The organism is Stenotrophomonas maltophilia, from assembly GCF_013464915.1.
Classification (GTDB): Bacteria; Pseudomonadota; Gammaproteobacteria; order Xanthomonadales; family Xanthomonadaceae; genus Stenotrophomonas; species Stenotrophomonas maltophilia_AT.
On record NZ_RAVT01000031.1, the window covers coordinates 67,363 to 85,073 of the forward strand.

The window sequence follows — 17,711 nt, forward strand, 5'->3', positions numbered from 1 at the left end:
CGGCGTCATTTCACCGGGGTGAACAGCAGGTCCTGGAAATCGAAACTGAAATCGGTCAGGTCGGAAATCGGCTGCATGCGCACCTCGCGCACCTTGCCATCCGGGTCCAGGCTGAAGTTCACGAATGCGTCGGCGTTGAGCGAACGGTCGTCCCAGCGCACGATGAAGGTGTCGTGCTGCCAGTGCTCCAGGCGCCCGCTCAGTTGCGCGGTCTTCGCAAAGCGCAGGCGCAGGCCCTTGCCCTCGTTGCTGACCTGCATATCGCCATACCAGCGGTCACGGAAGGTGCCGGTGTAGCCGGCCAGCGCCAGCGATGGCCGGCTGCCCTTGTCGCGTGCACTCTGGTGCTTGGCCCAGGCCTCGTCGGCCTTGTCCTGCCCCTTGGCCACGGCCTTGGCATAGGCGTCCACCCAGTCATGCGTTTCACCGCCAAGGTAGGCGTCAAGCACGCTCAGGGTGATCGCGTTGAACGCCGCGCCCACCTCTTGGTTGGTCAGCACCACCACGCCCAGCTTCTCGCCCGGCACCAGGGTCAGTCGCGAGACCATGCCCGGCCAGCCACCGGTATGCCAGACCAGCTTCTGCCCGCGATAGTCGCTCAGGCTCCAGCCCTCGCCATAGCCGGCGAAATTGGCCCGCGCCGGTGCCAGCTCCGGCACGCTCGGCACCGGAATCGACTGTGGCGTGATCATCCGCCACATCTGCTGCTGGCTCTTTTCGGTGAACAGCGGCGTGCCATCGGCCAGCTTGCCCTCGGCCAGCTGCACCTGCATCCAGCGCGCCATGTCATGCGCGCTGGAATAGATGCCACCGGCGCCGGCGTTGTTCGACCAGGTCAGCGGCGCAACGGTGCGCAGGTCCTTGAAATCGTACTTGGCGTGACCGACCGCGGCCTTGTCACCGGGCTTCAGGTGATCGGCGTTGTAGCGCGTGCCGGCCATGCCGACCTTGTCGAAGATGCGCGTCTGCAGGAACTGCTGGTAGCTCATGCCGGAGACGTGCTCGATCACCTGCTGGGCGACCGCGTACAGGATGTTGTCGTAGGCATAGCCTTCGCGGAAACCGCCCTTCAGCGGCACCTTGCCCAGGCGCTCCACCACTTCGGCATTGCTGTAGGACGTGGTCGGCCAGAACAGCAGGTCACCGGCGCCCAGGCTCAGGCCGCTGCGGTGTGACAGCAGGTCACGGATCGTCATCTGGCCGGTCACGAACGGGTCGGACATGCGGAACGACGGCAGGTGGTCGATCACCTTGTCGTCCATCTTCAGCTTGCCGTCCTCGGCCAGCAGGTTCAGCGAGGTTGCGGTGAACGCCTTGGTATTGGACGCAATGGCGAACAGGGTGTCGGCCTGGACCGGCTCCGGCCTGCCCTGTTCACGCACGCCCCAGCCGCGCTCGAGCACCACCTGGCCGTCCTTGACCACGGCCACGGCAATGCCGGGCACGTCGAACTGCGCGCGCACGCGCTCGACGGTCGCATCCAGGTCCTGCAGCTGCGCCGGGGTGGCCGCGCTTGCCATGGTCGTGCATGCCAGCAGCACGGCTCCTCCAATCCAGGGTTTCATCCAGCACGATCTCCGAACAGGGGTGGCGGCCATGTGCAGGCCGTCATCAGGGGTTCGCGCGATGGTAACGGTCATCGGCGCAGGCTGGCCTGTGCCATAGGAGGGGTGTCATGGACGGGAACGGCCAACCGAGCAATGGATCCACCATCATTCCCTGCCTACGCTACCGCGATGCGCAGGCGGCGATCGACTGGCTGCAGCGCGCCTTCGGCTTCCATGCCCAGGCGGTGTATGCCGACGGCGATACCGTGTTCCACGCCCAGCTGACCTTCGGCAACGGCATGATCATGCTCGGCTCGGCCAACAAGGAAAGCGCCTGGAGCCAACATGCCGCGATGCCGGACGAGGTGGGCGGCCGCCAGACCCAGAGTGCCTGCGTGATCGTCACCGATGCCGACGCGCACTACGCCCGGGCCAAGGCGGCCGGGGCACGCATCGTCATCGACATCGCCGACCAGGACTACGGCGGCCGTGGCTATGCCTGCGCCGATCCGGAAGGCTACCTGTGGTGGTTCGGCAGCTACGATCCGTGGCGCGCGGACCACGGCCAGTGACCGCGACCGCCCCGCGGGCGGAGATCCGCTGCGGCATCGGCGGCTGGGTGTTTCCCGAATGGCGCGGCGGCGTGTTCTATCCCGCCGGCCTGCCGCAGCGCGAAGAGCTGGCACACGCCAGCCGTGCGCTGCGCTGCATCGAGATCAACGGCACCTTCTACCGCACGCCAACCGCAGTGCAATGCGCGCAATGGGCAGCGCAGACCCCTGAAGGTTTCCGCTTCTCGCTGAAGGCGCCGCGTTATCTGGTGCAGCGCCGCGACCTGTCCAGCACGGTGGATGCCGCAGCGCCGTTCCTGCAGGCCGCACTCGCACTCGGCGATCGGCTGGGCCCGCTGCTGTGGCAGTTCGATCCACGTCATCCGGCCGACGCCGAAGCGCTGGAGCGGCTGATGGCGCAGCTGCCGAAACAGCTGGACGGCGTGCCGCTGCAGCACGCCCTGGAAGTCCGCAATGCCGAGGCGCATTGCCCGGCACTGGTTACCGCTGCGCGCGCGCATGGCGTGGCCCTGGTGATCGAGGACAGCGCGGAGGCGCCCCTGCACGGCGATGTCAGCGCCGGCTTCGTCTACGCACGGATCAAGCGCAGCCAGGCCCGTTTGAACGAGGGCCTGCCGGCATCGGTGCAGCAGCGCTGGGCCGAACGGGCCCGGCGCTGGTCGCGCGGCGAGCCGGTGGACGACCTGCCCTGCCTGGCCGGGCCCGCTCCTGAAACCCCGCGCGAGGTCTACCTGCTGTGCATCGGCGCAGGCAAGGCGCGCAACCCGGCGGCAGCGATGGCGCTGCAACGGCAGGTTGACCAGGACAGCAATTCCTCACGCGGATAGCGCTGCGACGTTCGCCTTGCCTCACAATAGGCGGATGAGCACACCCGACACCCGCAAAGCGCTGTGGCAGATCCACTTCTGTGTCCTGCTGTGGGGCGTCACCGCCATCCTCGGCAAGCTGATCACACTGCCCGCGCTGCCGCTGGTGTGGTGGCGCATGCTGCTGGTGACGGCGATGCTGGCCCTGCTGCCGCGGGTATGGCGCGGGTTGCGCACCCTGCCCTTGCGCCTGGTGGCAGGCTACGCCGGCATCGGCGCGCTGGTCGCCCTGCACTGGTTGACCTTCTACGGTGCGGTGAAGCTGGCCAACGCCTCGGTGGCCGCCACCTGCATCGCGCTGGCACCGGTGTTCACCTCGATCATCGAACCCTGGGTGGCCAAGCGGCCGTTCCAGCTGCGTGAACTGGCCTTCGGCCTGGCCGTGCTGCCGGGCGTGGCACTGGTGGTCGGTGGCGTGCCCGATGGCATGCGCCTGGGTGTGTTGATCGGCGCGATCTCGGCGCTGCTGGTGGCGGTGTTCGGCTCGCTCAACAAGCGCATGGTCAGCCACGCCGATCCGCTTACGGTCACGGCGCTGGAGCTGGGTGCAGGTACCCTCACCCTGACCCTGCTGGCACCGCTGATGCCCTACCTGCTACCGGCGCTGGCCAGCCCGCTGTGGGTGGTTCCGGACCTGCACGACGGCATCCTGCTGCTGGTACTGGCCGGGTTCTGCACGCTGCTGCCGTTCGCCCTGGCCCTGGTCGCGCTGCGCCACCTGAGCGCCTACACCGTACAGCTGGTGACCAACCTGGAACCTGTCTACGCAGTGGTGCTGGCGGTGGTGCTGCTGCGCGAACAGCACGAGGTCACGCCATGGTTCTACCTGGGCGTGGCGATCATCGTCGGTGCTGTGTTCCTGCATCCGCTGCTCAATCGCCGCAAGCCGGTGCAGCATCCGGAAATCCTTGGCACGGCCGAGGCGCGCAACATCGCCGATTGAGTGCATCCACGCATGGCGTGGATCTACCGCGCGAATCGACGTTTCAGCGCTGCGGCCAGTGCCATGCAGGGGCATCCAGCAACCCCTGCCCACTCAACAACGTGCGGCCCTGCTCCTTGTGCAGGTGCAGCGAATGACAGCCGGGCGCTTGCTCCAACGCGGCGATCAGGCGGCTGGCGTGTGAGACCACCCAGACCTGGCTGCGTGCACTGGCGGCGACGATCAGCCGCGCCAGCGCCGGCAGCAGGTCCGGATGCAGGCTGGTCTCCGGCTCGTTGAGCACCAGCAGCGGCGGCGGGCGCGGTGTGTGCAGCGCGGCAGCCAGCAGCAGGAAACGCAGGGTGCCATCGGACAGCTCGGTCATCGACAAGGGCCGCAGCAGCCCGGGCTGGTGGAAGCGCAGGGCCAATCGGCCATCCAGCTCCTCGAAGCCGATCGTCGCACCCGGGAAGGCATCGTCCACGCTGCGTGCCAAGGCAACCGGATCTCCGATCTCGAGGATGGTCACCCAGGCCGCCGCCAGATCGCGGCCGTCGTGATGCAGCACCGGCGTGCGCGTGGCCATCGCCGGCTGCCGCGCCGGCGCATCGGCATCGCTGCGGAAATGATCGTAGAAGCGCCAACGGCGGATGTACTCGCGCAGGGCGATGGTTTCCGGCATGCGCTGCGGATCGCCGACCTGGGTGAACAGGCTGTCGAACAGCGACAAGCGGTCATCCACAAGATCCCAGCCGCGCGCATGGCGTTGCCGCACCATCGCCCCACGTCGATCAACCAGCAGGTTGGCGCTGCGCAGGAACGGGCCTGCCCAGATCGCCTCGGCCTTGATCTGCGGGTCCAGTGCGAACGCTGAACGGCTGGGCGGCGGATAGCCCAGATCGATCGCATAGCCGAACTGGTCAGTGGCGAAGCCGAGCTTCAGGCCCACCGCTTCCTGGCGCGGGCCACCCTGCAGGGGAATGTCGCCCGCAGTGACCCGGCGGTCGATCTTTTCCGGGCCGGCCCACAGCGCCGAACCGAGTCCACCTTCGCGGGCCAGAACTGCGGCCACCCCGCCCTGCGCGGTCTCCGCCAGCAGGCGCAGCGCGCGGTACAGGCTGGATTTGCCACTGCCGTTGTCGCCGGTGACCACATTCAACGGCTGCAGCGGCAGCACCAGCCCATGCAGTGAACGATAGTGGGCGATGGCCAGGGTCTGCAGCATGGTCGGCGTCCGCGGGAACAGATGCGCCATGCTGGCCGGTCGTGGTCGCAGGGATTGCGACGCGACGGTGTTGAAGCGGAAACAGCATCCACGCATGGCGTGGATCTACCGGGCGGGGTGTTTCAGCCCGCCCGTTCCACCCGGTTGCGGCCATTGCCCTTGGCCCGGTACAGCGCCTTGTCGGCACGTGCCAGGGTCTCGTCCACGCTCTCGCCAGTGCGGTGCTGGGCGACACCGATACTAATCGTGACCGGGAAACCCAGCGGAAGGTCGGCCACCGCCAGGCGCAGGAACTCGCATTGCAGTTCTGCGGTGCGCAGGTCGGTACCGGGCATCACCGCCACGAACTCTTCGCCGCCATAGCGCGCGGCCATGCCGCGGCCGGCGAAGTGCGAGCGCAGCAGCGCTCCCAGTTCGGCCAGTACCCGGTCGCCGGTGGCGTGCCCCTGGAAGTCGTTGATGTGCTTGAAATGGTCGATGTCCAGCAGCGCCACGCAGGCCGCACTCGGCGGGTTCCCGGCCACCGCCTCCTCCAGCGCAGCCGCCATCGCACGGCGGTTGGGCAGCCCAGTCAAGGCATCGGTACGGCTCTGTGCGGCCAGGTCGGCATTCTGCGCCAGCAGCACGTCCTGGTATTCCGACAACAGGCGCTCGTAATCGTCCCGCTCCAGCATGTGCTTCTGGATGTCGAGGGCGAAGCGGCGCAGTTCCATCACCAGCATCACCTGCCGCGACAGTGCGGCCAGCGCTTCGGCCTTGTCGCTGGCCAGGTGCTGCGGATGCGCATCGAACACGCACAGCGTGCCCAGCGGCAGGCCATCGGAACTGATCAGCGGCGCACCGGCATAGAAGCGGATGTGCGGATCGCCGGTCACCACCGGATTGTCGTGGAAGCGGATGTCCTGCAGCGCGTCCTCGACCACCATGATTTCCTGCGGCTGCAGGATGGCGTGGCCGCACATCGATTCGCTGCGCAGGTTCTCCGCCGCATCGATGCCCTGGATCGACTTGAACCATTGCCGTTCGACGTCGATCAGGGTCACCGCCGCCATCGAGGTGCCGCAGACCGCCTTGGCGATCACCACCAGGTCGTCGAAGGATTTTTCGCGCTCCGAATCCAGGATGCGGTAGCGGTACAGCGCCTCAAGCCGAAGGGCTTCATTGGCAGGCTTGTCGGGCTTGATCATGCAGCGTCACGTTCCGGCAGGTCACCGCGGAGTCTAGCCGATGCCGATGCGTAATCCGCACAACGGGTAGTGCCGGCCGCWGGCCGGCATCCCGCGCTCATTCGATGCCWGGTGCAGCCGGCCGGCGGCCGGCACTACCGCGCGTTACCAGTCCAGCTGCTTCGGCAACAGGCCCTGCAGCTCCTGCTCGGTCAGGTTGCGCCACTGGCCCGGCTTCAGCGCGCCGATCTTGATGTTGTCGATGCGCACACGGCGCAGCTGGGTCACGCGGTAGCCGAACTCAGCGGCCATCAGCCGGATCTGCCGGTTCAGGCCCTGCTGCAGGGTGATGCGGAAACCGAACTTGGCGATGCGCGAGGTCTTGCACGGCAGGGTCATCTGGTCGTGGATGCGCACGCCGCGGGCCATGCCACGCAGGAACTCATCGGTAACCGGCTTGTTCACCGCCACCAGGTACTCCTTCTGGTGGCCGTTCTCGGCGCGCAGGATCTGGTTGACGATGTCGCCGTTGCTGGTCATCAGGATCAGGCCTTCGGACTCCTTGTCCAGGCGGCCGATCGGGAAGATGCGCTGTTCATGGCCGACGAAGTCGACGATGTTGCCCTTGACCGATGTTTCGGTGGTGCAGGTGACGCCGACCGGCTTGTTCAGCGCGATGTAGACGTGGCGGCGGGTGCCGGGCTTGCGGGCGACGCGGGCGCGCAGCGGCTGGCCGTCGACCAGCACCTGGTCTTCTTCACCCACCACCGCACCGGTGCCGGCCGGATGGCCGTTGACGGTGACGCGGCGGGCGGCGATCAGGCGATCGGCCTCGCGGCGGGAGCAGAAGCCGGTGTCGGCGATGTGTTTGTTGAGTCGGGTGGTCATCGCCCTATTATCAGGCATCGCCGACCGCTGCGCCTCATGCCGGGCCGGGCGGATCGAGCTCTTCACCGTCGAACACACGGTTGCGGCCGGCGCGCTTGGCCACGTACATGGCATGGTCGGCCCGCCGCAGCAGTGCCGCCAGGTCATCCTCGCCCGGCCGCCACTGTGCCAGGCCGATGCTGGCGGTCACCTCCAGCCCCGCTACCTGCAGCGCCTGGCCGGCCTCGGTGATGCGCTGGCGAAGGCGGTCCAACCGCGCCGATGCCGCCTCACGCGGCATGCCCGGCATCAGCAGCAGGAACTCCTCGCCGCCCATCCGCACCACTTCATCCTGGCTGCGCACCGCCGTGCGCAGGGCCCGCGCGACGGCCACCAGCACCTGGTCGCCAACCGCGTGGCCATGCCGGTCGTTGATGTCCTTGAACAGGTCGATGTCGAGGAAGCCGATCACCAGCGGCCCGCCCTCGCGGTTGACACGCTCCAGATGCCGCGCCAGCTGCTGCAGGCCGGCACGACGGTTGGGCAGGCCGGTCAGGCCATCGGTCTCGGCCAGCTGGCGCAGCTCGTCACGCTGCTGGCGCAGGCGGCCAAGCCGCTGGTTCAGGGCGTAGGCAGCCATCATCAACAACCAGGTCACCGCCAGCTGCAGCGCCTCCACCCGGTACTCCAGCAGCCACTCCGCAGCACAGGCGTCGGCGATGATCAGTGCCAGCATCGGTGCCAGCGCAGCCAGACCCGCCTGCGCCCAACGATCACCGCGCCAGCGTGCCCATATGCCGACCAGCAGTGCCAGGCCACACCCGGACAGATAGGACACCTGCAGGCCCTGTGCGACCCAGGCCAGATGCTCCCAGCGCAGCCACGGCACCAGCGCGGCCAACGCCATCAGGGTCCACAACACCAGCAGCTGCGCCGGGCGCGATCGAGGCAGCACGCGGTCGCCTCCGTTCAGCCGCCACAGCGCCGGCAGCACCAGCGCCTGCGAGGCTGCGGTCAACGACAGCAGCCACCTCGCGCCGTGCTCCCCCACCGGCAGCCAGGGTTCCGGGTAGCCACTGAGCCCACCGAGGATGGCCTGCCACAGCACCAGCACGGTGGTGCAGGCGATGTAGACCAGGAAGCTGCGGTCGCGCGTGGTCAGGAACGCCATCAGCGCCGACAGCGCCAGCGCGATCGCCACCGCGATGCAGGCGGCACGCACCAGCAGGCGCGCGGTATCGTTCTGCTGCACTGGGCTGGGCGCGCCCAGCCGCAGGGTCGGCACCCAGCGTGCTTTCAGCGGTGTCTGCCAGGAAACCAGGAAGGGCTCGTGGCTGCCCGCCGGCGGTACGGCCACCATGCCGATACCTGCACGGAAACGCGAATCGCGGGTACGGGCATCATGCATGTCGCCGCAGATTTCGCGGTCGCCATGCTGGACGCGCACTTCACCGGCAAAGACGTTGAACACATCCAGTGCCTGCGGCTCCCCCGACCAGCCCGTGGGCGGTGCCGGCACCTCGGCCTGCTGGCGGGCGCCGGACAGCATCTGCGGCGTGCACGCACGGTGCGGCGTCGGCTCGTCGGTAGCGCCGCCGACCAGAAGGTAGTCACGGCCCGACACGGCCTCTGCAGCCTGAAGCGGCCACGGCAACGCCAACCACACCATCAGGACGGCCAGCACCGCTCCTGTTCCATACCGCCACTGCCTGCCGCCCACGCCACGTCCTGTTCCTGCTTACGTCCGCGCCCACTGCGCGTCGCCCCTGGCGCGCATTATCGCAGCCGGGCACGCCGCGCATGTGTAGACCAAAGTCGGCGCCCGCGGTTCAGCCAGCGCTGGGCGGTCCCTTCACGGCCACCAGCCGGAACGGCCTCAGATCCGCCAGGGTCATCCGTTCCAGCGGCTGCGGGCGCTCGATCGCATAGCCCTGCAGGCCCTGTACGCCGAGCCGCGTCAGTGCCCCGGCCACCTCCGTGGTCTCCACCCATTCGGCCACCACCTCCATCTGCAGCTCGCGCCCCAGTTCACTGATCGCGCGTACGGTGGCGTGGCTGACCGGGTCGGTGTCCATGTCGCGGACGAAGGCGCCGTCGATCTTGAGCATGTCGGCCGGCAGCTGGCGCAGATAACCGAACGAAGAGAGCCCGGACCCGAAGTCGTCCAACGCCATCCGGCAGCCGCGCGCCTTCACCGCGTCGATGAACGCACGGGCCTGGCTGAGGTTGCTGATCGCGGCCGTTTCGGTGATCTCGAAACACAACTTGGATGCCAGCGCACGGTTGCGTTCGAGCAGGTCGCAGACGAAGGCGAGGAAACCCGGTTCGGCAATCGACTGGGCAGATACATTGACGTTGCACAGCCCTAGCTGGCGGACATGCACCGGGCAGACCTGCAGGTGGCGGAACAACAGTCCGAGCACGTGCCGGTCCAGCGCGACCGCCATGCCGTAGCGCTCCACCGCGGGCATGAACTGTCCTGGCAGGTGCAGGCTGCCGTCGGTGCCGCGCATGCGCACCAGCACTTCGTAGTGCAGGTAGGACGGATCGCCGACACGGGCGATGCGCTGCGCATACAGCAGCATCCGGTTCTCGGCCATCGCCAGGCTGACACCCTGCAGGCGTTCGGCCTCCTGCCGCCGCTCCTCCAGTGCCATGCGGTTCTCGTTGAAGCAGTGCACGCGGTTGCGGCCGGCCTGCTTGGCGGCATAGCAGGCACTGTCGGCAGCGCTCATCAACCAGTTCACATCGGGTGCATCGGCGCTGACTTCGACCACGCCGATGCTGCAGCTCAGCTGCGGGCTGCCTTCACTGACAGGGAAGGTCGCCTGCCCCAGATTGCGGATCACCCGCTGCAGCACCCGCTTGGCTTCGTCCTGGCTGGCATGGGCAAGGAATACCGCGAACTCATCGGCGCCAAGTCGCCCGACCCAGTCGCCATCACGCACCGCAGCCACCAGGTAGTCGGCAAAGCTGCGCAGCATCTGATCGCCGGCGGCGTGGCCGAAACTGTCGTTGACCAGCTTGAAGTGGTCCAGGTTGATGTAGCACAGCGCATGCGTTCCGCCATCGCTGCGCACCTGCAGCAGTGCACGTTCCAGCAGGCGTTCGATCTCGCGACGGTTGATCAGGCCGGTCAACGGATCATGGCTGGCGTGGTGCTCGATCTCGCGTGCCAGCGCATGGTTCTGGCTGACGTCCTCGATGATCGCGAACACCGACAGGCCACCGCCGGCGCTGCGCACGCCGGTACCGCTCCAGCGCCCCCAGACCAGGCTGCCGTCACGGCGTCGGAAGCGCAGTTCGCTCGGCCGCAGCTGCCGGTCCCAGTCGATGCGGCCGACGCCGTCGAGGACCAGCTCGCCCTCCATCAGCAGATCGCCGAGCGACATCTGCAGCATCACCTCACGCCGGTAATCGAGGATATCGGCCATCGCCTGGTTGGCCTCGACCACCCTGCCTTCGGCGTCAAGCTTGAGCATGCCGACGTTGGCCTGGTAGAACGCCGCACGGAAGCGGCTCTCGTGTTCGGTCAGGTCCTTGCCTACGCGGCGCGCGAGGGCCACCGCCATCAGGCTGATCGCCAGCACCGACAGCCCTCCCACCACCAGCGTCGCGATGCGCACCATGGTGGCCATCCGCAGCAATGCCTGCGAGAACGCCTGCGCCTGCACCTGCAGGCGACGGTCGAGATCACGCAGCTGTTGAAGGTAGCGGTCACGCGCAGCGACCGGCAGCACGCCCTGGCCATGCCGCTGCTGCAGCTCATCCACCAGCCGCTGCACCGCCATCAGGTCGCCGTCGGTCTTCCGCCACAGCGCGGTTGCTTCGCGGAAGGCACCGATGTCGCGTGCATAGCGGAACGAGAACACCAGGCGCGGGATATCGGCGCGCGCGTTGCCGCCCTGCAGGAAGCCCTGCCTGGCTTTGGCCTCATCCGGCTCGGCCTGTTCCAGCGCCAACCGCGCCTGCAGATCGCCCAATGGCACCTGCAGGGCCTGGCGTGCGTCGTCCAGGTCCTGGGCATCACCGCGCGCCAGATAGCGGCTGAGTGCGGCGGTCGCATCCTGCTGACCACGCGACCAGTAACCCTGGCCGGCGATCCAGGCGGTGGAAGCCGCCTGCAGTTCCTGGATCAAGGCGGACAGTGCGACAAGTCCAATCGCCATGCCCGTCAACAACGCAAACCGCAGTCCCAGGCCGCGGGTCATCGGTACCCGCCGGCTCTGTTGGTCCGTGCCACTCCTACCCATCCCGGATCCCCCCGAATGTGATGCGGTGACAACCTCCTTTGGAACCGCTCCAGCCTAGGACCGGGAATGTGTTGGCCATGCGAAAAAGGGGACGGAGGGGATTAAGTCGTTTTCGGCATAAGCGCCCCGGCCAGCCATTTACGACTTAATCCCCTCCGTCCCCTTTTCCAGCCCCATAACGCACAACGCCAGCCCGGAGGCTGGCGTTGTTCAGGGCTTAGAAGCTGCGCGGACCGCGCGGCTTGAAGCCGTCACGACGCGGCGGGCGGCTGTCGCGGTCACCGCCGCGGTCACCGCCGCGGTCGCCGCCGTGGCCACCCGGACCACCACGACGCGGGCCACCCGGGCCGCCCGGACCACGCTTGTCGAAGCGTGGCTTGAACGGACGCGGGGCCGGGTTGGTGTCTTCACCCGGGGCCAGCGCACGCATCTGCAGCTGCTGGCCGGATACCCACACCTTCTGCAGGTGCGACAGCACGTCCGGCGGCATCTGCGCCGGCAGGTCCAGCAGCGAGAAGTCGTCGTGGATGTCGATGCGGCCGATGAAGCGGCTTTCCAGGCCGGCCTCGTTGGCGATGGCGCCGACGATGTTGGCCGGCTTCACGCCGTGCTGGTGGCCGACCGAAATACGGTAGGTCTCCATGCCCTGCTCCGGCGCACCACGCGGCGGAACCTCGCGGCGCGGACGCTGCTCGAAACCACCTTCGGCGTCGTCGCGGCGCGGGCCACGCTCGAAGCGCGGACCACGCTCATTGCGGTCGAAGCGATCGCCACGTTCCGGGCGGTCGCCACGGTCGAAACGCTCGCGCGGCGCACGCTCTTCACGCGGTGCACGCACCGGCGGCTGCAGCAGGAACGGGGTATCGCCCTGCAGCATCTTGGCCAGCGCGGCAGCCACTTCGATGGCCGGCACGTTCTGCTCGTTCTCGAAACGCTCCAGCAGCTGGCGGTAGAAGTCCAGGCCACCGGCAGCGAGGGTTTCGGTGATGCGCGAGGTGAACTTGCTGATGCGGGTGTCGTTGACCGCTTCCACGCTCGGCAGCTGCATTTCTTCGATCGGCTGGCGGGTGGCGCGCTCGATCTGGCGCAGCATGCCCTTCTCGCGCGGGGTGGCGAACAGGATCGCCTCGCCGCTGCGGCCGGCACGGCCGGTACGGCCGATGCGGTGCACGTAGCTTTCGGTGTCGTACGGGATGTCGTAGTTCAGCACGTGGCTGATGCGCTCCACGTCCAGGCCGCGCGCGGCCACGTCGGTGGCCACCAGGATGTCCAGCTTGCCTTCCTTCAGCATGGCGATGGTGCGCTCACGCTGCGCCTGCTGCATGTCACCGTTGATGGCGGCAGCGGCCAGGCCACGGGCCTGCAGCTTGCTGGCCAGCTCTTCGGTGCCGGCCTTGGTACGCGCGAAGATGATCATCGCGTCGAACGGCTCGACCTCCAGGATGCGGGTCAGCGCATCCAGCTTGTGCATGCCGCTCACCCACCAGTAACGCTGGCGGATGTTGGCCGAAGTGGTGGTCTTGGCCGCGATGGTCACTTCCACCGGGTCCTGCAGGTAGGTCTGCGCGATGCGGCGGATCTGCGGCGGCATGGTGGCCGAGAACAGGGCCACCTGGCGCTGCTCCGGCAGCTTCTTCAGCACGGCTTCGACGTCGTCGATGAAGCCCATGCGCAGCATTTCATCGGCTTCGTCCAGCACCAGCGTCTTCAGCTCGGACAGGTCCAGGGTACTGCGGTCGAGGTGGTCGATCACGCGGCCGGGGGTGCCGACCACGATGTGCACGCCACGACGCAGGGCCGACAGCTGCTGGCCGTAAGGCTGGCCACCGTACACCGGCAGCACGCGGAAGCCCGGGATCTTCGACGAGTAGGACTGGAACGCCTCGGCGACCTGGATGGCCAGCTCGCGGGTCGGCGCCAGGATCAGGGCCTGGGGCTTGATCTGCTGCAGGTCGATGTTGGACAGTACCGGCAGGGCGAAGGCCGCCGTCTTGCCGGTACCGGTCTGGGCCTGGCCCAGCACGTCGCGGCCTTCCAGCATCGCCGGGATGGTGGCGGCCTGGATCGGCGACGGGGTTTCGTAGCCGATGGCAGTGACTGCCTGCATCACGGGCTCGGACAGGCCGAGCTGCGCAAACTGCAGCGGCGCTTGGGAATCTTGGGACATGGGGAACTCCGAAGGCACTGCCGTCTTCCTGGCAGTGCGATAAAAAAGGTGATGGTCCGCGCTTTGGGCGCCCTTCTTATCGCGTGCCCTGGCGCTGCTCGGTCGGAGGAGATTTCACTCGCTCAGAGCGGAATGATACCGCATTGATCCTGAACGAGGCGTACAGCTTGCCGTGCGTGTGCCGTCATGCCCCGCGCTGGCGCACAATACGCGCCCTCTTCCCCGGCCCGGCCGCTGGCCCGCGCCCCTCTCCAGGAAACCGCTCCATGCAGATTCTCGAATTCGACCTCGACGGTGACTACGTTGAACTCAAGCAGCTGCTCAAGCTGGCCGACCTGGTCACCAGCGGCGGCGAGGCCAAGATGGTCATCAGCGAAGGCCAGGTACGGGTCGACGGCGAGGTTGAGCTGCGCAAGGCCTGCAAGATCCGCGCAGGCCAGGTGGTCGAGTTCGCCGACAGCCAGATCCGGGTGCTGGCTGCCGGCTGATCTGAAGCTGTTCAGGCCACGCGCTGGGTCAGGTGCGAGGCGATCAGCTGCCTGAACGGTGCCACGCCCTGCGCCAGGCGCAGACCGGCCGCACGCAGCAGGCGCGCCGGGCGGCGGTCGTCGGTGTACAGGCTGGCGATCGCGTTGGTGGCCTCGTACAGGGGCCGCGACGCCAGCCGATGACCGCGCTGGTAGCTGGCCAGCATGCCCGCGGCGGCAATGTCGGCACCACGTCGCTGCTGGGCGACGATGCCCTGCGCCAGCCGCTGCGCGCTGGCCAGTCCCAGGTTGAAGCCATGCGCGGTGACCGGGTGCATGCCCACCGCGGCATCGCCGATCAGCGCCGAACGCTGGCCGACGAAGCGATGCGCGTACACACCCACCAGCGGATACGCCTGCGGCGTGGCTACCGGCTGCATCCGGCCGAGGCGCTGCTCGAAGCAGGCACTGACGGCCTCACCGAAAGCCACCTCGTCCATCGCCAGCAGCTCTTCGATCTGCCGCGGTGGCAGCGTGATCACCGCCGATGCCTGGCCCTCGTTGAGCGGCAGCAGCGCCATGGTGCGGCCGTAGCCGAACCACTCCCACGCGGTGTGGTGATGGTCGCGCTCAACCTGCATGCGGCACACCAGCATCGACTTGCCGAAGTCGCGCATCTGCGCGCCGATGCCGAGCATGCGCCGGGTGGCGGAGAAGCGGCTGTCGGCGGCAACCAGCAGGCGTGCATGCAGTTGGCTGCCGTCATCGAGCTTGATCACGTGGCCCTGCGCATCGGCCTGCACGGCCTGCACCTTGCGTCCGTCGAACAGTTCCAGGCCGTCCTGCCCCTGCACGGCATCCCATGCAGCGCGGCGGATCAGATGGTTGGGCACCAGCCAACCCAGCGGCTGGCCGTCCACCTGGCTGCTGGCGAAGGTCAGCGCGAACGGCGAGCCACCGTTCATCACCTTGGCATCGCGCAGTTCGGCAACTTCGGCGTGCGGCAGGCGCTGCCACAGGCCCAGCTGTTCCAAGCTCTGCCGCGAGGCGTGCGTCAACGCGATTTCGCGGCCATCGAAGGCGGCTTCGGCCAGGGCCTGGCGCGGCTGGACTTCGACCAGCCCGACCTGCAGGCCGCTGCCGGCCAGCGCGCGCGCGAAGCACAGGCCTGCCGGCCCGGCACCGACCACCACCACGTCCATCCTGCGCATGCGCGCCTCCCGCCGTTGATTCAGTCCGCGCCAGCATAGCGCCGCGCACCTGACCGGCCTTGATCTGGATCAGGCCGGGATCACAACAACGCGAACACCAGCGCCAGGATCGACAGCAGCGACACCGCCCAGACCAGGCTGCGCACGTAAGGCACGCCCGCGGCATACAGCGGCAGGTAGGCCACGCGCGCCCAGAAGTAGGCCTGCGCCGCCAGCGCCGTGGTGTCGCTGGCACGCCCGGCCACCACCACTGCGATCGCGGCGGTGGCGAAGAACGGGAAGGTTTCCAGGAAGTTGGCCTGGGCCCGCTGCAGGCGGCCGGCCAACGGGCTGACCGGTTTGGCCTCGCCATCGCGTGCCGAAGCATTCCACTTCATCCCGCGCTCGCGGGTGACCACGGTGGAAGCAGCAAAGATGTAGACAAAGCCCAGCAGCACCGACCAGGCCAGCATCGTCAGTTCAGTTGCCATCGATCATCTCCTCAGGGTGCCGACGCACGCAGGCTGTAACCGGCCAGGCGCCACACCTGGTCCTCGTCGAAACGGAACGAGACCAGCTCGCGCACCGGCTGCGCGCTGTTGGCGAAACGGGTCGGGAAGCTGACGTTGATGTACAGCCCTTCCGGCACGGCAGCACCGGCGCTGTACTTGACCCGGGTGATGGTCGGCTGGCCACGCCCGGCCAGCGCCCCCAGGCGCGTGCGCTCGGTGGTCAGCTGGCTGACGAAGGCGGCCTTCGGCACCGCGCGACGCGCGACCGCAGAGGCGCCATCCCACAATTCGCCAGCGCGGTTGGCATCAACCAGCTGCGCCGCCTTCACTGCGGCCGCGCCCATTTCCGCATCCTGTTTCTGCACCTGCGCCTGCTGCGCGGCGGTCAATGCCGGTGCGCCGGCCGTGGCCGGCTTCGCAGCCGCCGGCGATGCCGGGGCCGGGCGTGCCGGGGCCGGTGCAGGCGTGGGCGGCACAGGTGCCTGCGCCAATACGGTCAGGGGCAGCAGGGACAGCAGCAGGAGCACGCGCTTCATGGACACCGCCGGTTCTCGGGAAAGAACCGCAGTCTACGCCAGCGCAGTGAGCCGTTCGTCAGCGCGCGTGGGCGTTGCCTTCCACCGCGGCGGCATCGGCCTGCGCGGCCTGCGTGCCGGTGTCTGCTGGCGCCTGTTCGGCCACCGGCGGCGGCTCGGACGGTGCCGGCGGCAGCGTTGCCACATCGATCTCCGACAGCGGGCTTTCTTCCGGGCACACCGCATCCGGGAACCCGAAGCGCTGCTTCAAGGCCTGGCCGCAGCTGTTGATCGATTCCATGTCGGCGCCTTCGCGCTTGCACTGCTGATCGAAGGCGATCAGGAACGCATCCTTGCGCTGCACGAAGTCATCGCCGCAGGCGCGCATCTGCTTGATCCGTTCCAGATCGTCCTGCACCGCGTTGGTGCCATCCAGGCCGTACTGGCGCAGCTCGTCCGGGGTCAGCAGGCGCAGGCTGCGGTTGGGCACGGTCATCATCAGATCAGCCACGCCCACCGCCACGCCGTTGCGCTGCAGGTAGTCCTTCACGTTGTCGTAGACCTCGTGCAGCTCGCGGTTGAGTTCCGCCCGCGAGGTGGCCTTGGAGCTGATGCGCATCATGCGGTGGATGCCGACCTTGCCCGACAGCAGGCGGTTGTCACCTGCCGCCAGCACGAACACGCAGGCGCTGTGGCAGATCGAGCCTTCGCGCACCCAGATGGTCCAGCCCGATTCACCGATGCTGTCACCGGCGACGATCGCCGATTCCACCTGGCCACCGCTGGAGTCCAGATCGAGGATGCGCTTGTGGATCTTCTGCTCGTCAGCGACCACGGCCAACCGCCACATCATTTCGGCGAAGCCCGGATTGATCTTGCCGGCGTAACGCACGCGCATCAGGCCGCGCTCGGCACACGGCGCCAGCACCTGGCTGATCTGCTCGCGCTGCAGGCCTTCCAGCTCGACACCGTCGCCCGCATCGCCGGCATATTCGGTGCTGCAGCTGACCCAGGCGCGGCCATTCTCCAGCTGCGCCTGCGGCCAAGGCCGATCCGCGCGACTGCGCGGCGGCGCCGGCGGCGGCGGTGCGTCAGCCGCATTGATCGACACCATGTTCTCGCCATCGCTGGCTGGCGCCCGCGCCGCCTTGTCGGCAGCGGTCACATTGCCCGGATTCTCCAGCTGACTGCAGCCCGCCAGGGCCAGGCACAACAGGGGCAACCAGCGGAGTTTGGCGGACATCGGGCAACCAGTCTTCACGTGAGCAAGAGCCACAGTCTACCCGTCCAGGCCGCGCATTCAGCGCGTGGCACTGAACCCCTTCTGACCCTTGGCGAAAAGCGTGTCGACCAAGGTCGACACCTACCAGAGCGGGATGCCCTTCCGGCAGACCGCGGGAAACTGTCGAAGGCGGGGTGGGTCCGGTTGCAGGGGCGTGAGC

At 68.0% G+C, this 17,711-nt stretch carries 15 protein-coding genes; 4 read left to right on the top strand and 11 right to left on the bottom strand.

Going from position 1 to position 17,711, the window contains the following annotated elements; translation table 11 throughout:
- Nucleotides 1-5 precede the first annotated feature (5 nt).
- Nucleotides 6-1,565, bottom strand: coding sequence for a serine hydrolase (locus D7T59_RS11875; protein ID WP_180852470.1), 1,560 nt, complete (start codon nt 1,563-1,565; stop codon nt 6-8).
- A 110-nt stretch (nt 1,566-1,675) separates the two neighbouring features.
- Here D7T59_RS11875 and D7T59_RS11880 point away from each other — a divergent pair, with 110 nt between their 5' ends.
- The 3 genes from D7T59_RS11880 to D7T59_RS11890 are packed head-to-tail and all read left to right on the top strand — an operon-like array spanning nt 1,676 to nt 3,928.
- Nucleotides 1,676-2,119: a VOC family protein gene (locus D7T59_RS11880; protein ID WP_049427701.1), complete on the top strand. Its 444-nt coding sequence runs from the start codon at nt 1,676-1,678 to the stop codon at nt 2,117-2,119.
- Nucleotides 2,116-2,946, top strand: coding sequence for a DUF72 domain-containing protein (locus tag D7T59_RS11885; protein WP_180852471.1), 831 nt, complete (start codon nt 2,116-2,118; stop codon nt 2,944-2,946). Before D7T59_RS11880 ends, D7T59_RS11885 begins: the two co-directional genes overlap by 4 nt.
- Nucleotides 2,947-2,980: 34 nt before the next feature.
- Complete coding sequence (locus D7T59_RS11890; protein WP_032128349.1) at nt 2,981-3,928, top strand: DMT family transporter; 948 nt, start codon at nt 2,981-2,983, stop codon at nt 3,926-3,928.
- A gap of 43 nt (nt 3,929-3,971) precedes the next feature.
- Here D7T59_RS11890 and D7T59_RS11895 read toward each other — a convergent pair whose 3' ends face one another.
- From D7T59_RS11895 to D7T59_RS11920, 6 genes are all read right to left on the bottom strand, one after another.
- Complete coding sequence (locus tag D7T59_RS11895; protein ID WP_180852480.1) at nt 3,972-5,132, bottom strand: AAA family ATPase; 1,161 nt, start codon at nt 5,130-5,132, stop codon at nt 3,972-3,974.
- Nucleotides 5,133-5,254: 122 nt separating this feature from the next.
- Nucleotides 5,255-6,319: a sensor domain-containing diguanylate cyclase gene (locus tag D7T59_RS11900; protein WP_180852472.1), complete on the bottom strand. Its 1,065-nt coding sequence runs from the start codon at nt 6,317-6,319 to the stop codon at nt 5,255-5,257.
- Nucleotides 6,320-6,463: 144 nt separating this feature from the next.
- Complete coding sequence (locus D7T59_RS11905) at nt 6,464-7,186, bottom strand: pseudouridine synthase (protein ID WP_012510490.1); 723 nt, start codon at nt 7,184-7,186, stop codon at nt 6,464-6,466.
- 34 nt (nt 7,187-7,220) lie between these two features.
- Nucleotides 7,221-8,885, bottom strand: a complete 1,665-nt coding sequence (locus D7T59_RS11910; RefSeq protein ID WP_180852473.1) for a diguanylate cyclase — start codon at nt 8,883-8,885, stop codon at nt 7,221-7,223.
- A gap of 109 nt (nt 8,886-8,994) precedes the next feature.
- Entirely contained in the window at nt 8,995-11,418 is a 2,424-nt protein-coding gene (locus tag D7T59_RS11915) for a putative bifunctional diguanylate cyclase/phosphodiesterase (RefSeq protein WP_164138275.1), read from the bottom strand.
- A gap of 217 nt (nt 11,419-11,635) precedes the next feature.
- Nucleotides 11,636-13,585, bottom strand: a complete 1,950-nt coding sequence (locus D7T59_RS11920) for a DEAD/DEAH box helicase (RefSeq protein ID WP_180852474.1) — start codon at nt 13,583-13,585, stop codon at nt 11,636-11,638.
- Between the two features lie 266 nt (nt 13,586-13,851).
- Here D7T59_RS11920 and D7T59_RS11925 point away from each other — a divergent pair, with 266 nt between their 5' ends.
- Nucleotides 13,852-14,073, top strand: a complete 222-nt coding sequence (locus D7T59_RS11925; protein ID WP_014036469.1) for an RNA-binding S4 domain-containing protein — start codon at nt 13,852-13,854, stop codon at nt 14,071-14,073.
- Between the two features lie 11 nt (nt 14,074-14,084).
- Here D7T59_RS11925 and ubiM read toward each other — a convergent pair whose 3' ends face one another.
- The 4 genes from ubiM to D7T59_RS11945 all read right to left on the bottom strand — a co-directional run bounded on the left by ubiM (nt 14,085) and on the right by D7T59_RS11945 (nt 17,512).
- A complete protein-coding gene (gene ubiM, locus D7T59_RS11930) occupies nt 14,085-15,263 on the bottom strand; it encodes a 5-demethoxyubiquinol-8 5-hydroxylase UbiM (RefSeq protein ID WP_180852475.1) in 1,179 nt (392 codons plus the stop codon).
- Nucleotides 15,264-15,343: 80 nt separating this feature from the next.
- Nucleotides 15,344-15,733: an MAPEG family protein gene (locus tag D7T59_RS11935; RefSeq protein WP_180852476.1), complete on the bottom strand. Its 390-nt coding sequence runs from the start codon at nt 15,731-15,733 to the stop codon at nt 15,344-15,346.
- An 11-nt stretch (nt 15,734-15,744) separates the two neighbouring features.
- Complete coding sequence (locus D7T59_RS11940; RefSeq protein ID WP_180852477.1) at nt 15,745-16,290, bottom strand: DUF4019 domain-containing protein; 546 nt, start codon at nt 16,288-16,290, stop codon at nt 15,745-15,747.
- Nucleotides 16,291-16,348: 58 nt separating this feature from the next.
- Nucleotides 16,349-17,512: a COG3904 family protein gene (locus tag D7T59_RS11945; protein WP_180852478.1), complete on the bottom strand. Its 1,164-nt coding sequence runs from the start codon at nt 17,510-17,512 to the stop codon at nt 16,349-16,351.
- Nucleotides 17,513-17,711: the final 199 nt, after the last annotated feature.

Excerpts from the sequence above, each read along its gene's own strand:
- D7T59_RS11875 (WP_180852470.1), bottom strand. The coding sequence starts at position 1,565 with ATGAAACCCTGGATTGGAGGAGCCGTGCTGCTGGCATGCACGACCATG.
- D7T59_RS11880 (WP_049427701.1), top strand. The coding sequence starts at position 1,676 with ATGGACGGGAACGGCCAACCGAGCAATGGATCCACCATCATTCCCTGC.
- D7T59_RS11890 (WP_032128349.1), top strand. The coding sequence starts at position 2,981 with ATGAGCACACCCGACACCCGCAAAGCGCTGTGGCAGATCCACTTCTGT.
- D7T59_RS11895 (WP_180852480.1), bottom strand. The coding sequence starts at position 5,132 with ATGCTGCAGACCCTGGCCATCGCCCACTATCGTTCACTGCATGGGCTG.
- D7T59_RS11900 (WP_180852472.1), bottom strand. The coding sequence starts at position 6,319 with ATGATCAAGCCCGACAAGCCTGCCAATGAAGCCCTTCGGCTTGAGGCG.
- D7T59_RS11905 (WP_012510490.1), bottom strand. The coding sequence starts at position 7,186 with ATGACCACCCGACTCAACAAACACATCGCCGACACCGGCTTCTGCTCC.
- D7T59_RS11915 (WP_164138275.1), bottom strand. The coding sequence starts at position 11,418 with ATGGGTAGGAGTGGCACGGACCAACAGAGCCGGCGGGTACCGATGACC.
- D7T59_RS11920 (WP_180852474.1), bottom strand. The coding sequence starts at position 13,585 with ATGTCCCAAGATTCCCAAGCGCCGCTGCAGTTTGCGCAGCTCGGCCTG.
- D7T59_RS11925 (WP_014036469.1), top strand. The coding sequence starts at position 13,852 with ATGCAGATTCTCGAATTCGACCTCGACGGTGACTACGTTGAACTCAAG.
- ubiM (WP_180852475.1), bottom strand. The coding sequence starts at position 15,263 with ATGCGCAGGATGGACGTGGTGGTGGTCGGTGCCGGGCCGGCAGGCCTG.
- D7T59_RS11935 (WP_180852476.1), bottom strand. The coding sequence starts at position 15,733 with ATGGCAACTGAACTGACGATGCTGGCCTGGTCGGTGCTGCTGGGCTTT.
- D7T59_RS11940 (WP_180852477.1), bottom strand. The coding sequence starts at position 16,290 with ATGAAGCGCGTGCTCCTGCTGCTGTCCCTGCTGCCCCTGACCGTATTG.
- D7T59_RS11945 (WP_180852478.1), bottom strand. The coding sequence starts at position 17,512 with ATGTCCGCCAAACTCCGCTGGTTGCCCCTGTTGTGCCTGGCCCTGGCG.